Origin of the sequence: Chitinophaga sp. Cy-1792 (assembly GCF_011752935.1) — a bacterium.
Taxonomy (GTDB): domain Bacteria; phylum Bacteroidota; class Bacteroidia; order Chitinophagales; family Chitinophagaceae; genus Chitinophaga.
In genome coordinates this window covers 2353666-2366905 of sequence record NZ_VWWO01000002.1, presented here as the reverse complement: position 1 = coordinate 2366905, position 13240 = coordinate 2353666, and the positions used below count along the sequence as shown (strand labels likewise).

The following is a 13240-nucleotide window of genomic DNA, read 5'->3' as shown; positions in this document are numbered from 1 at the left end:
ATCTAGTTAAAAATAGCTTGGAATCAGCGGTACAGGAAGGATAAACAATCATGCATAAATAATTTTCACTCAGGATATTAACCTATATTTAGCTGCATAATTTTAACGCTATGAATAAAGCCCGGCTGGAAGCCTTCAGTGATGGCGTTATTGCCATCATCATTACCATTATGGTCCTTGAAATTAAAGTGCCGCATGGTGCAGAATGGTCGGACCTGTTTAAGAATTATCCTGTATTCCTGAGCTACATCCTTAGTTTCATGTACGTAGGCATTTACTGGTGTAATCACCATCATCTGCTGCATACGGTGAAACATGTTACCTCCGGCATACTCTGGGCCAATATGCACCTCCTGTTCTGGTTGTCGCTGGTGCCTTTTGTTACCGGCTGGATGGGAGAAAATCACTTCGCACCACATCCCATTACCGCCTATGCCATCGTGATGATCTGTTGCGGTACCGCCTTCGCCATTTTACAATACGCCATTAAAAAAGCGAACCCCGAACAGGGAGAACTCGGTATTGCATTGTCGAAGCTCCGTTTCAAAGCATGGATATCCGTTGGATGCTATATACTGGCCATCGGAGCGGCTTTTGTAAGTAATATACTCTCCGGAATACTATTCCTGATGGTAGCTGTTTTGTGGTTTGTGCCTTCGAAAGGAGTGGAGAAAGCCCTGGAAGAATAAGTGAAAGGGAAAACAGATGAATGACATAAGAGAACTGATTGAACTGTTAAAGCGGGATTGGGAAAAGCCCCGCATTACATTCGAAATGACAGGTGATCATCCGCCATTTACAAGCGAATGTTATTTTCCGGAAGAAATTGCCTGGGTACCTGATGGATACCCTGTGGTGGTGCCTCCGGATTTGCATTACTTCTGGAGAAGCACAAGTACAGCAAAGTTGTTCTTCTGCAGGAATTATGGCCAGTGGGGGCTTGAAATCCTGGACCCTGTGGCGGCGCTCAATGTCACCAGGAAAGAACAGGCGGATCTGGTATATACGCGGTACGTTAGCACAGACCTGATCATAGGCAATTTTTTGGGTGATAGCGACCGCTTGGTGGTAGACTGTTCCCCGGAAAATTTTGGAAAAATTATTGTTTCAACTGGTATAGGCAAACGTAAAGATTGGTTCCGGGTGGCTGATTCATTTAAAGATTTTTTCAACCGCTATGTTGCAGCAGAAGGAAGTAAGTATTGGGAAGATGAGTTAATCCCGGGCGTCGGCGAAAGATAATAGTTTCCTGAAAACGATCAGGATGTCGCAGGAGTTGTTTTACTGGCGGTAGCCAGCCGTCTCTATGCAGTAGAGAAAACACAACAACCGATCTCCACTAAGTAAAGATCGGTTGCAAATCCGGAAAACAAAATCTATAAAATTATTTCTGGAACATCTTTATTTTTTCTTCTTACCCAGCGATATATGATATTTATCCGGCGTACCTGAAATATTCAGATGCATAAACCTGCCTTTTTTACCCTTATCCAGGCTCTCAATGGCATCTACCTGGTCAGCGTCCACTTCTTCCTGTTTCTTGCCAAATAACGCCTGAAAACCTACAGAGGTGACCATTTTCATCGGCACACGCAGCTGGTAGGCCATGGTGAGGTCAAGCGCCTGCTTACCGCTGATTTCTATATAACCGATAGATGAATTAATACTCATATTCGGAATCTCCAGCATTGCCTTTTCGAAATTCAATTTATTACGTAAGGTATCGAAGCGGATCATACGCAGGTTTTTGTCCTTGAAATAAGACGCCATCGCCTGCATCGGTCCGAAGTCTATGAGCGAACCATTCCTGATTTCAATATCCATTACGGCCTTGGTTTCGTCCAGTCTTGGCGTCAGGTCCGGATGCAGTTTAATATTGCTCTTGATACGGCCAGACAAGGTTCCCTGCAGGTTTTTGTTCAGGATCATATCCTGCCCGAAGTTGTCAAATTTCAACAGCATTTTGCTGAGATTCACCGTGTCAAGTCCTATACTGCTTCTGAAATACAGTTTCTGCGGATCGCTGGCGTTGAGGACACCGCGCATGCCTATATGCCCGCCGGCCATCAGCAGGTCAATCGTATCGATCTTTATTTTCTGGTCTTCCTGCATATGGATATTGGCAGCAAGATTTTTGATCCATAGCTTATGGTACCTGATCTTTCCGACGTCTGCCGAAACATCAAAATTGCTGAACTTGATTTTGAAGATGTTGAACCCGGAGGCATGCAGACTATCATTTTCTCTCACCGTAGTAGTACGTACGGTGGTAGCTGCTTCCTCTTCCTTATGATCTGAAAAGTCATAGTTCATCATTTCATCTACATTCAGGTATTTTGATTTTATAGAGAAGAGATTATTGCGTTTGTTGCCTTTTCTGTCTGGGCCGGCGAAGAGTTGCAGGTTGATATCGAAATCACTCTGCCCGACTTTACCGGTAAGGGTATCCACCACCAGGTATTTGTTGGTGCCGTACCTGATACGGCCTTTAATATTTTCAAGCTGAATAGGATGCTGTTTCAATGTGCCGCTGATATTGGCGATATGTGCGTCTACACGTTTGAAAACAGTATCGTACTTCATTTGCAGTTTGGCGCGAAGCCAGAGGTTATTCGTTTGTTCGTACCAGTAACCCTGGGGAATAAACTGACGTCCTTTGGAGCTGATCAGGTCATTGACCGCTAACCTGTCCGATTTCAGGTCAAACGCGAATTCTGTCTGTCCCTTTTTAATTTTATCGAACCACAGCGCATAGTTGGTGAGCCGCCCTTTAAAGGCAAAGTTGCTGCTGTCGATATTTCCGGAGAAATTTTTTACCAAAAGGCTGGTATCTCCGATGGTAACATCGGCAGCAAAGTCGTGCAGACTATGCGGATACTGTTTAAAAGAAGAGGAGAGCTCTTCAATTTTAAACACGCCTTTAGGCAGTGGGTTGGGATGTAACAGTTCATTCACGCTGGTTTCGAATGCCAGCGCCAGGCGGAAACCACTGATAACTTCTTCCCGCAGGCGTTTATGCGTGGTATCTGCCAGCATCAGTTCCCCGGGCAGTACCTTGTTGGAATTCACCTGGAAGGTGACACGTACCGGCTTGGACTGTTTATGGAAAATCGCCGGAAGATCGCTCAGAGAGCCGCTGGCGGCCAGGTCGCTCTGTCCTATTTTGAAGTTGAGGGTATCCAGTTGCAGACTGCCATCCTTTACCATGGCATGTACGTTCATGTTCCGTACCGGCAATGGATAATTCGGGATGCGGAAAGCCAGGTTGGTAACGGTCAGCTCACTCTGCACGCCGTCTTTCAGTTTGGCCAGGCTCTTCTCCGGCACCTGCATATCTACCAGCTCCCGGAAGTTCATGTTAAGGCGGATATCCCCCTCGATCTGTTCCAGGTCTTTGATACCCAGGAATTCACCGATAAAACGGATATTCAGTTCAGAATACAGTTGCATGATGATATGCGGATCGGTAAAATCCTTCATGATGAAATTCCCTTTGAATACCCCTTTTCCCGGACGGGCATTCATGTCCAGTATATGCAGCTCTGAGGTTTTGAGAGAGTGCTCCGGGCCATTGGTATAGTAGCCCCTGAACCCAAGCGAGTCCAGTTTTCTGCTGACGTTCTTATTTTCGAACCACACATTTTCACAGCCAAAATGCACGTCTATGGCCGGCATATGCGTTTTGTCTACCTGCCCTTTGATGGTACCGTCAAAGAATACACGGCCATCGCGACGGTACTGTGTCATGCGCGATGCAATGTCTGCAGGCACCATGGCAAACAGCAGGTTGAGGTCAGGCCGGTCTCCTTTGATAGACAGGTCTACGTTGGTCTGTGCCGCCAGGGAGGCGCTGCCTTTGATATCCAGACTGGCATCTTCCAGTTTGATATTCGCCTTTTGCAGTTGCAGTAATTTTTTATTAAGATGGTAATCACCGGAGATATTCAGGGCAAGGTGTTTATTGCGGAACAGCGTAGTATCCGTTTTGCTGATGAAATCCAGCTCCATCTTACTCTCCAGGTCCAGTGCCATATGCTCCGCATTCATACTGAAGCCGGTGGTTACCTTGTCCAGGTGCGTTTTAACCTTATAGCCGCCGGCATCATCGTGGTAGGTGACGAGTATATTTTTCAGCACAATTTTACGCAGGTCAATGATCATTGCTTCAGCAGCCGTATCCGCAGGTGTGGTGGTTGCCGCAGGGAGCGTATGCGCCTCTACGATGTCCAGGTTGCCGTTCGTCTTCCTGTTGATATGTACTTCCCCGTTATTAAGAACAAGGATACGTACCTTATAGTGCTGCCGGAGTATATCGGGCAGACTGAAACCCACAAATAGCTTTTCCACCTGGTACATGGGTGGTGTGTCCATCTTTTTGTTTGCATAGAATTTTACATCATGCAATACGATGGAGATATAGGGGAAATGTGCGAACGGATTGATGTTGCTGCTTCCCAGCACCAGCTCACCCGTAAATTGTTTGTTTAGTTCCTTTACCGCCATTTGGGTAAGGCGCTGTTGCTGGCTATAGAGGATACCTGCTGCGATGGCTATTATTAGTAATAATGCCGCTAAAGTTATTCCTGCTATCCTTAAAATTCTTTTGCCTGTTTTCATGATATGGCCATTCTCCGGCAGTAAAAGTATAAAAATTACGCATATGTAATACTGGGTTTAAGTGTTACATAGTGTTAAAATTCTGTTTTATTTCAAATTGGCATGGCTGCGTTCCCGTTGCAGACACCCTGTTTATATTGCAGAACACCCGCAGGTCCTCAAAATTACCGAAGTATGCTGATATGGAATTCGTAGGCAACAGGTAACCGGGAAGATGTTAGCGCGGGCTGTTTGTAATGCCAGTAAGAGTAATTTTTATTTGTCATAAGCCTTACCATCATTATCCCCATGAGTAAAAAAGCAACAACGTCCGATGCCGGCCCTGTAACGGTTCCTGGTTCACTTGTCCCGGAAGGTGCCATTGATAGTGTTGATGCAGCAGAGAATTCCGGACTTACCCCAGACTATCTTTTCTACAAACAGCAGTTCTATGCCTACCCTGTTCAGTTAAACGCAGTGAATCTACGTAAAATAGGACTATGGGGAGCCATTTGCTGGTTATTCTCCTGGTTGAGAGTCTCGGTTTTCCCTCATAAAAAACCCAGTCAGCTGGAGTCGGCATTGAAATATAGCGTTGGCAGCTATGGCTTTAATAAGTTGTATAAAGATTATGCCAAAAAGATCCTGGACCGCCCTGCCAGAGAGATAGCCCTCAGCGCCCTGCCGGAAAACCGGCAGCTGGTAACCGTGAGCGTCTTACTCAAAAAGCTATCGCTGCTCAATAAAAAAACAGGGGAGTGGAAGCCCCTTAACCTCATCGATTGCAATATTGCACTCGCCCAGGCAGACATCAAGGCCGCCGACCTTGAAATCCGCAATGATACCGCCACCGGCAACGTTTGGGTGGCCCTGCATTACTATTCAAACCCGCCTGAAAACGGCTGGCATGAACCTGATGAGGCTTTCCAGCAACAGGCAGTGGCAGAACTGGAAAAGACAGGACTCGCCGCTGGTGCCAATGTACTCGATATCATCGTAGAAAGACAGGAAATTATTGTTGCTGATCATTTCAATTTCGCGAAAAGTCAGCTCGCCGATAAAAATTATGAGGATGCCTCACTGGCAGCCTTTATCTTTCAGAACCCGGCCAACCGCTGGTTTGTGATCATCGCAGTAGCCTCCATTATCATACAGTTCTGCGTATTTAAATATTTTTATCCATTTGCAGCATATATCCACGGAGATTCTTTTTCTTACCTCAACTCTGCCTATCATAATTTCGACATCAGTACCTACCCGATCGGCTATCCGCGGTTCCTTCGCCTTTTCAGTATATTCTGTAAATGGGATACCGCCCTGGTAGCTTTTCAGTACCTGTGCCTCGAAAGTAGCCTGCTGGCGCTGGTCTTCACGCTTTTCTATTTCCTGAAGCCCGCCAGGGGAACTAAGATAGTGCTGATCTGCTTCGTATTATTCAATCCTGTACTCAACTATCTCAGCAACTATGTTTCCAGCGACACCATGTTCCTGTCACTGAGCCTGACCTGGTTTACCCTGTTGTTCTGGATTATGTATAAACCTACCGGCAAGCTGGTATTCTGGCATGCTATCGTGCTGGCTGCTGCCTTTACGGTACGGTATAATGCGCTGTTTTATCCCGCCATTGCCCTGCTGGGGTTTTTCCTGGCCCGAAAACGCTTCCGGCTTAAAATGGCCGGACTCGGACTGGCAGTGCTGCTGATCGGATTGTTTATACAGTTCAATGAAAGTAAATATTACGAACTCACCAAAATACGGCAGTTTACGCCATTCTCCGGATGGCAGATGGCCAACAATGCCATGTATACCTACCGGTATATCGACAGCGCACACCGTAAGCCGGTGCCGGCAAGGTTTAAGACGCTGGACAGTATGATCACTACCTACTTCGACAGCACGCGGGATGTACGGAAATTCCCGGCAGAGGCATTGGTGGCCAGCACCGTGTATATGTGGAGTCCGGGTACGCCTTTGCATGTGTATATGAATAACCAATTCAAGAAAGACAGCACCGCCGGAGACCTGAAGCGATGGGCCAGTATGGGCCCGCTGTTTAAAGACTATGGCAGCTTTATCATACGTACCTATCCGATGGCCTTTGCGGAACATTATATCTGGCCAAATTTCCTGAAGTATTATACGCCACCGGTAGAGTTCCTGGAAAAGTATAACATGGGCATCGATAGCGTGCAGGAGATTGCCAAGGTATGGTTTAATTATAAAGATAGAAAAGTGAAAGTCCGCCTGAAAACCTACGATGCAAAAGTGCTGGATATCTATCCTACGTTGGTAGGCGTTATGAGCGTGTTGTTCCTCTTCGGGTGCATTTTCATGCTGGTGCTGGGGGCGCATAAGGAAGTAGTGCTGAGAAAAGCTTTGCTGTTAGCTTTTGCCCTCTGGAGCGTGAACCTCGCGTTCAGCCTGTTTGCTTCGCCCATAGCATTGCGCTTCCAATTGTTTCCTATACTCGTTTCCGGCGCATTTACCATATTGGTTTTAGGATATATAGTCGGTGCCGCTTTTACAAACCCACAAAACGCAAATAAATGAAAAAAGCATTCATTATTGAACTAGTATCGTTGCTCTTTGCAATCCTTTTTTTATATACAGGCATCATGAAACTAAGAGAATATGACGTATTCCGTTCAGTGATAGAAACAACACCAATACTGCGTCCGATAGCCGTGCCTTTAGCCTGGGGATTGCCAATAGCAGAATTGATCTTATGCCTGTTGCTGCTGATTCCGGCAACAAGAATTAAGGCATTGTATGGTTCGTTTGTACTGATGATACTTTTCACCGGCTATATCACTGCCTTACTGCTGTTTAGTCCACACCTGCCATGCAGCTGCGGCGGTGTTCTGGAATCAATGACCTGGACCCAGCACCTCATTTTTAATATCGTATTTATCTTGCTGGCAGGTTATGCCCTGCTGCTCCATAAACAGCTCAATAAGAATACAGTGGCGTTATAAATTGTTTTTATGAGATACTTGTTGCCATTATTGCTGGTAGTGCTCCTGGTGGCGTCCTGCCAGGAACCACCTGCGCCGCCCTTCAGCTCCGGAAAGGAAGGAGAACGGATACTGAATATCACCTATCAGCTGAAAGACAGCGCCAGCTATGCCACCGTGGATACCATGCCAGGGAAAGCCGCTGTTTTGTTCTTCCTGACCACTGAATGCCCCTATTGCCGGGCAGAGGTGCGGGCACTGACCGAACATGCTGATTCATTGAAACATATTCAGTTTTACCTGCTGACCATCGGTAAACCGGCAGATGTCAAGGCCTACTCGGATGAGTTTAAACTGGATAAATATCCTAATATCTCCATCGGTATCGACACCGGAAGAGTGATGATGAAGTATTTCGGTATCCGGGGAGTGCCATATATCGCGGTGTACAATAAACAGCATGTGCTCAAACAGGTGTTTAACAGTATTACACCATTCAGGGAAATTCGTAAAGTAGCTGAAGAGTAAGGAAAGCGGACATTGTTAATTACATCTTTAAACTGAGAGATTCACGAGTGATTAACAATGTTGTGCTTCGCTGAATTGAAAAAATAATCGATCATTGCATAAAGGATGAACAACTGGGGAGCATCGAAAGATGTTGTTGTTCTGCAATGCAATTTATCGCTTATTGTTTGAAGTGTTGCCAATTGTTGCTGTAACAGGTTAATCCATTAACCTTGATCAATGCAATAGTTATGGCAAAGCCAAAAAACCGTTTCAATTTAGTATCTAATTCCTACCTGGTACAACTCTTAGACCTGGGAAAGGAAAATGCCTTTACAGAAATTTATGACGTATGTTACAAACGCCTATACAAAGAAGCGTACTATGTAACACGTGACAAAGAACTGGCAGATGATGTAGTACAGAACGTTTTTATCGCTATCTGGAACAGAAGGGAATCACTTCCCCGTCCGCTGAACCTGAAAAGTTACCTGGTGGTTTGCTGCCGCCATGAAGCTTATAACCAGCTGCAGAAAGCCAGAAAAATAGATGAGTACAAACAGGTATACGATAATACCCGCCCTGCTATCATAGAGGAAAGGCTTATCGAAAACAAGGAAATCTATACCCAGATACTCAAAGCGATGCAGAAACTGCCTCCAAAACCTCGCAAGATTTTTGAAATGGCATACCTGCAACACTGTACCTACCAGGAAATTGTAGAAGAAAGAGGCATCTCCCTGCAGACAGCCAAAAATGAAGTCTGCAGCAGCGTGAAAGCCCTCCGCCAGATCCTGAAAGGCCATTATATCCAATAAAAATTCCGCTACGAAATAAGAATCCGGTGCACCTTAAATGCATCAGTTCCCTGTCAGTTGCTGGCAGGGAATTTATTTTTTTACCAAATAGCCAGCTTAGTTATGAAGAAATGCCGACTCCTCTTCACCCTGCTACTATTCCTGCAAGCAGTGTTAGCATGTGCCCAGCAATCATGGCATATGCAACCCACACCCATCAAAACACGCTGGGCGGCGGACGTCTCACCGGAGAACCCATGGCCCGAATACCCCCGCCCGCAGCTCCAAAGGCCCGCATGGCAGAACCTCAATGGCCTCTGGGACTACGCCATCACTCCCAACAATGCCCCCAGACCCAAAACCTGGCAAGGCAAAATCCTGGTACCATTCCCGCTGGAATCAGCCCTCTCAGGGGTGAAAAAGCCCCTCTTGCCCAACCAGCAACTGTGGTATAACCGCAACTTTAATGTTAATGAAAGTACCAAAGGAAAACATATTTTACTGCACTTCGGTGCGGTAGACTGGCAGGCAACTGTATACGTAAACGGTAAAAAAGCAGGTGCTCATACCGGCGGCTACCAGGCATTTACCCTCGATATCACCGCCCTCTTACAAACAGGCGACAATAACCTCACCGTTGCGGTATATGATCCTACCGATCAGGGCATCAATCCGCACGGTAAACAGGTGCTTCAGCCACAAGGCATCCGATATACCGCCAGCAGCGGTATCTGGCAGACGGTCTGGCTGGAAGCCGTTCCGGAAGTATATATCACCGACATAAAAATTACGCCGGCAGACAGCGCCCTGAAAATACAGGTCAATACCAATACCAACGCCACCGCAGCGATCGCCATTATGGATAAGGGCAAGGTGGTAGCCACGGCAACGGTGCCTGCAGGGCAGGAGGCATCCATCACCATCCCGCAGGTGCACCACTGGTCGCCGGAAGATCCCTTCCTCTATGATATCAATATCAAACTGCAAAATAATGACCAGCCCGGTGATGAAGTAAATTCGTATGCCGGTATGCGTACCATCGCTATTAAAAAAGATGAGAAAGGCCAGGAAAGAATTTTCCTCAACGGAAAATATACCTATAACCTCGGCGTACTGGACCAGGGCTTCTGGCCCGATGGTGGCTATACCGCGCCCACAGATGAAGCGCTGCGCTTCGATATTGAAGCAGTCAAAGCCATGGGATTTAATACCATCCGCAAACATATCAAACTGGAACCTGCCCGCTGGTACTACCACTGCGACAAACTAGGCATCCTGGTATGGCAGGATATGGTAACTGCCGGTGATGAAACACCCGCCGCAAAAAAAGAATTCGAAAACGAAAACAAGGAAAATATCGCCTTACTATATAACTATCCCAGCATCATCTGCTGGGTGCTCTTCAATGAAGGTTGGGCCAGGTACGACCAGCAGCGCCTCACGGAATGGATGAAAAGTACTGACCCTGGGCGTATCATCAATGGACATACCGGTGAAAACTACGATAGAAGGGCAAGTCAGGACCCCAACCAAAGATGGATTTCCAGTGACCTGACCGATATCCACGACTATCCCGGCCCCGGTATAGCACCTTCACTCCCCGGAAAGGCCCGCGTACTGGGCGAATGGGGCGGTGTACAGGTGCGCGTACGCAACCACCAGTGGAATGCTGCTGATGGATGGGGCTATATTTCCGTACTACCATCACAGTTTGCCTCCAAATATGCATTCATGGTAAAACACCTGAAAATATACGAGGAAGAAGGCCTCAGCGGCTCCATCTATACCGAACCTTTCGACGTGGAAACAGAGGAAAATGGACTCATCACCTACGACAGGGAGATTATAAAAATTCCGGTACAGCAGATAAGGGCAATCCATGAGCTGCTGATACCTCCAACGGCTGCACTGGCAGCTGATTTTAAGATCAGGGACATGGATACCTCCAACCCGGATAACCGCTATACTGCCATGTTGCAGGACTTCCTGTCCGGTAAACGGGATACCGGTTTTCTGAAGGAACTCGCCCCCATGGCAGCCCGACAGAACGATCCCGCCAATGCCAAAGCTATTGCCGCAGCTTATATGGGCCAACTAACGGCACCGTATACACGTAGTCAGTGGAATTTTATCTTTACCTATACCAGCAATACCGACGATAAAGGATTTAATTTAATCAATACCCACCGCGACGCGGCTAACCGGACGCTCGGCGGCCGGCAGGCAGACATAAAGCTGATGAATATTATTTACAGTGATAAGATCGCACCATTTATTACCGGAACGGATGAAAACCCCGACTGGACAAAGATGGCGGCCAGTATTAAACCATTTGGCCTGCCCGGAGCAGAAATCTATCTGCGTGCAAAAACTATTTATCACATGAATAATAAGGAATGGAAACATTTCGCCGGCACAGCCGATAAATACATTCAGCAATTTGCAGCTACTATCTCTGCGGCAGACCTTAACAAATTTGCATGGAGCGCTTTTACAGGTTATACCGATTCCACTACGTTGCTTACTGCTGCTACCTGGAGTAAGCTTTCCATGCGACAGGGAGAAGTGCCCGCGTATATGGATACCCACGCCAATCTGCTCTATAAGGCAGGCAAAAAAACTGCTGCGATAGCCATGGAAGAAAAAGCCCTGAAAATGGCACCGCCAGAAGAAAAGAAAAATTATGAGGATACACTCGGGAAAATGAAAAATAACCAGCAAACCTGGTAATCATCTGCATAAAATAAACGTCAGCAGTGATGCTTTAAACATGACTGCTGACGTTTATCAACCTAAGGAATTAAGCTTCCAGAAATTTCGGCAATGCATTATTGATAAAATGATCCCATCCCTCTGCAAAGGAAGACAGAGGATGTACGCCGGCAAAGGTTTCCAGGCCTGTATGTGTCAATACCAGCCGTGTTTTGCTGCCTTCCGGATGCAATTCCCAACTTACGGTGCTACTACCAGGAACACCTTCATAATTCCAGGTATAGGCCAGCTTGCGGCCAGGTATTACCTCTGTTACTTCGCAGAAATGCACATTGTCTACACCATCACAAGTACAGATAAAGGTAAACTGAAAGCCTTTCTCCGCCTTGAATTCCGGCAGCCGGAAATACCATTTCTGCAGCTTTTCATTGTTGGTAATTGCATCCCAGACGCTTTCTATCGGAGCATCGTATACACGTTCAACAACTAATGGAGTCGCGGTCGTTTCAACAACCAATGGAATGTTACCCATGATATTAAATTTAAAATGTAAAGAATAGATTTATTTTTTGCGCTTGTTCTTCTTTTCTTCTGCCAGAAAATCACCCAATGCATCCAATTTCTCATTCCAAAACTCCCGGTACTGATTCGTCCATTCGGCTACCTGCCTGAGTCCGCCCAGACTAACATGACAATATCGTTCTCTGCCCTCTGCCTGGATAATTACCAGGCCGCATTCGGTCAGTATTTTAATATGCTTGCTGATGGCCGGTCTGCTGATATCAAAATTGTCCGCAATGCTGTTGAGGTTCTGCGGCTTTCCCGCCAGCAGCTGTATGATATCCCTTCTTGTAGGGTCGGCTATCGCCTGGAATACATCTCTTCTCATAATTAATTATGTAACCGTTCGGTTACAAATATATGTAACCATTTGGTTACACAAAAATTTATTTTCTGAAAATCCTGTCTTAGCTGGGCAGCCATCGCCACCGCGTGAAGCGCAGAACTAACCAGCGGATACCTTCGGTATTAGTTGCAGAAGATCAGTGATCAGGCAGATAGTAAGGCGAAAACTTTCTGTAATTCCTCGGTATTGCCCGCAGGGTCGATGGGAGAGAGGTCCAGGTGCTTTTCTCTTAAAACATTCAGTACTGTAAAATTTAATATAGTCGTATCAGTGGCCAGCAAATAATAGACTACTATACTTTTCATTGCATTCGCCTTTATACGTAAGGTATTGGGCGAATACCGCGAAGGGTGCAGATGTACAAAGGGAGCAGCCGCATCGGCAATGGCTGGCTGTATTCGCAGTGTCCAGGAGCTATTGTCGGAAAGGGTGATCGTGCGGAACCCGCCATTGGTATTGACCCAGTTTTCGAAAGCATCGCGGTTGCTGAGGTCTTGGCGTATTAAATAGTGTAATACTTCCTGCGTGATTGTTTCGGTCTGCAATGGGCCGGTATAGATATCAAATTGCGATCCGCCAAAGGTTTTGATCGTATGTAGTTTGTTGTCTGTTGGGAGAGAGGATTGAATAAAATGTCTGACAGAGAAAAGATGATGTTTGAGATGGTGAAACAGGATTTGTCTGGTTGTCATGCCGGAAAGATAAGGTATTAATCTCCTCAGATCTCAATATCTGATCATCATCTGCATAAATAAAAACAACAAAAC

11 protein-coding genes are annotated in these 13240 nt (G+C 46.3%); 7 read left to right on the top strand and 4 right to left on the bottom strand.

Features of this window, described 5'->3' with window-relative positions:
- Positions 1-110 precede the first annotated feature (110 nt).
- Both F3J22_RS23625 and F3J22_RS23620 read left to right on the top strand, forming a co-directional pair.
- The gene (locus F3J22_RS23625; protein ID WP_167020389.1) at positions 111-689 is read left to right on the top strand and encodes a TMEM175 family protein; all 579 of its coding nucleotides are present in this window, start codon (positions 111-113) and stop codon (positions 687-689) included.
- 16 nt (positions 690-705) lie between these two features.
- Complete coding sequence (locus tag F3J22_RS23620) at positions 706-1242, top strand: SMI1/KNR4 family protein (RefSeq protein WP_167020388.1); 537 nt, start codon at positions 706-708, stop codon at positions 1240-1242.
- A 159-nt stretch (positions 1243-1401) separates the two neighbouring features.
- Here the strand turns inward: F3J22_RS23620 and F3J22_RS23615 are convergent, their stop codons facing one another.
- Positions 1402-4617, bottom strand: a complete 3216-nt coding sequence (locus F3J22_RS23615; protein ID WP_167020387.1) for an AsmA-like C-terminal region-containing protein — start codon at positions 4615-4617, stop codon at positions 1402-1404.
- A gap of 288 nt (positions 4618-4905) precedes the next feature.
- On the opposite strand from F3J22_RS23615, the gene F3J22_RS23610 reads away from it, so the two are divergent.
- The 5 genes from F3J22_RS23610 to F3J22_RS23590 all read left to right on the top strand — a co-directional run bounded on the left by F3J22_RS23610 (position 4906) and on the right by F3J22_RS23590 (position 11584).
- Positions 4906-7146: a hypothetical protein gene (locus F3J22_RS23610; RefSeq protein ID WP_167020386.1), complete on the top strand. Its 2241-nt coding sequence runs from the start codon at positions 4906-4908 to the stop codon at positions 7144-7146.
- The gene (locus tag F3J22_RS23605; RefSeq protein WP_167020385.1) at positions 7143-7571 is read left to right on the top strand and encodes a MauE/DoxX family redox-associated membrane protein; all 429 of its coding nucleotides are present in this window, start codon (positions 7143-7145) and stop codon (positions 7569-7571) included. The genes F3J22_RS23610 and F3J22_RS23605 overlap by 4 nt, the downstream gene beginning before the upstream one ends.
- A 9-nt stretch (positions 7572-7580) precedes the next feature.
- On the top strand, positions 7581-8078 hold the full coding sequence (locus tag F3J22_RS23600; protein ID WP_167020384.1) for a TlpA disulfide reductase family protein: 498 nt from the start codon (positions 7581-7583) through the stop codon (positions 8076-8078).
- A gap of 230 nt (positions 8079-8308) precedes the next feature.
- The gene (locus F3J22_RS23595; RefSeq protein WP_167020383.1) at positions 8309-8875 is read left to right on the top strand and encodes an RNA polymerase sigma factor; all 567 of its coding nucleotides are present in this window, start codon (positions 8309-8311) and stop codon (positions 8873-8875) included.
- Between the two features lie 102 nt (positions 8876-8977).
- Positions 8978-11584 carry a glycoside hydrolase family 2 protein gene (locus F3J22_RS23590; protein WP_167020382.1) on the top strand — a complete coding sequence of 869 codons (2607 nt, stop codon included), beginning with the start codon at positions 8978-8980 and terminating at the stop codon, positions 11582-11584.
- A 70-nt stretch (positions 11585-11654) separates the two neighbouring features.
- On the opposite strand, the gene F3J22_RS23585 is transcribed toward F3J22_RS23590, so the two are convergent.
- The 3 genes from F3J22_RS23585 to F3J22_RS23575 all read right to left on the bottom strand — a co-directional run bounded on the left by F3J22_RS23585 (position 11655) and on the right by F3J22_RS23575 (position 13165).
- Entirely contained in the window at positions 11655-12098 is a 444-nt protein-coding gene (locus tag F3J22_RS23585; RefSeq protein ID WP_167020381.1) for an SRPBCC domain-containing protein, read from the bottom strand.
- A 30-nt stretch (positions 12099-12128) separates the two neighbouring features.
- Complete coding sequence (locus F3J22_RS23580) at positions 12129-12455, bottom strand: helix-turn-helix transcriptional regulator (RefSeq protein WP_167020380.1); 327 nt, start codon at positions 12453-12455, stop codon at positions 12129-12131.
- A 161-nt stretch (positions 12456-12616) separates the two neighbouring features.
- Positions 12617-13165: a hypothetical protein gene (locus F3J22_RS23575; protein ID WP_167020379.1), complete on the bottom strand. Its 549-nt coding sequence runs from the start codon at positions 13163-13165 to the stop codon at positions 12617-12619.
- Positions 13166-13240: the final 75 nt, after the last annotated feature.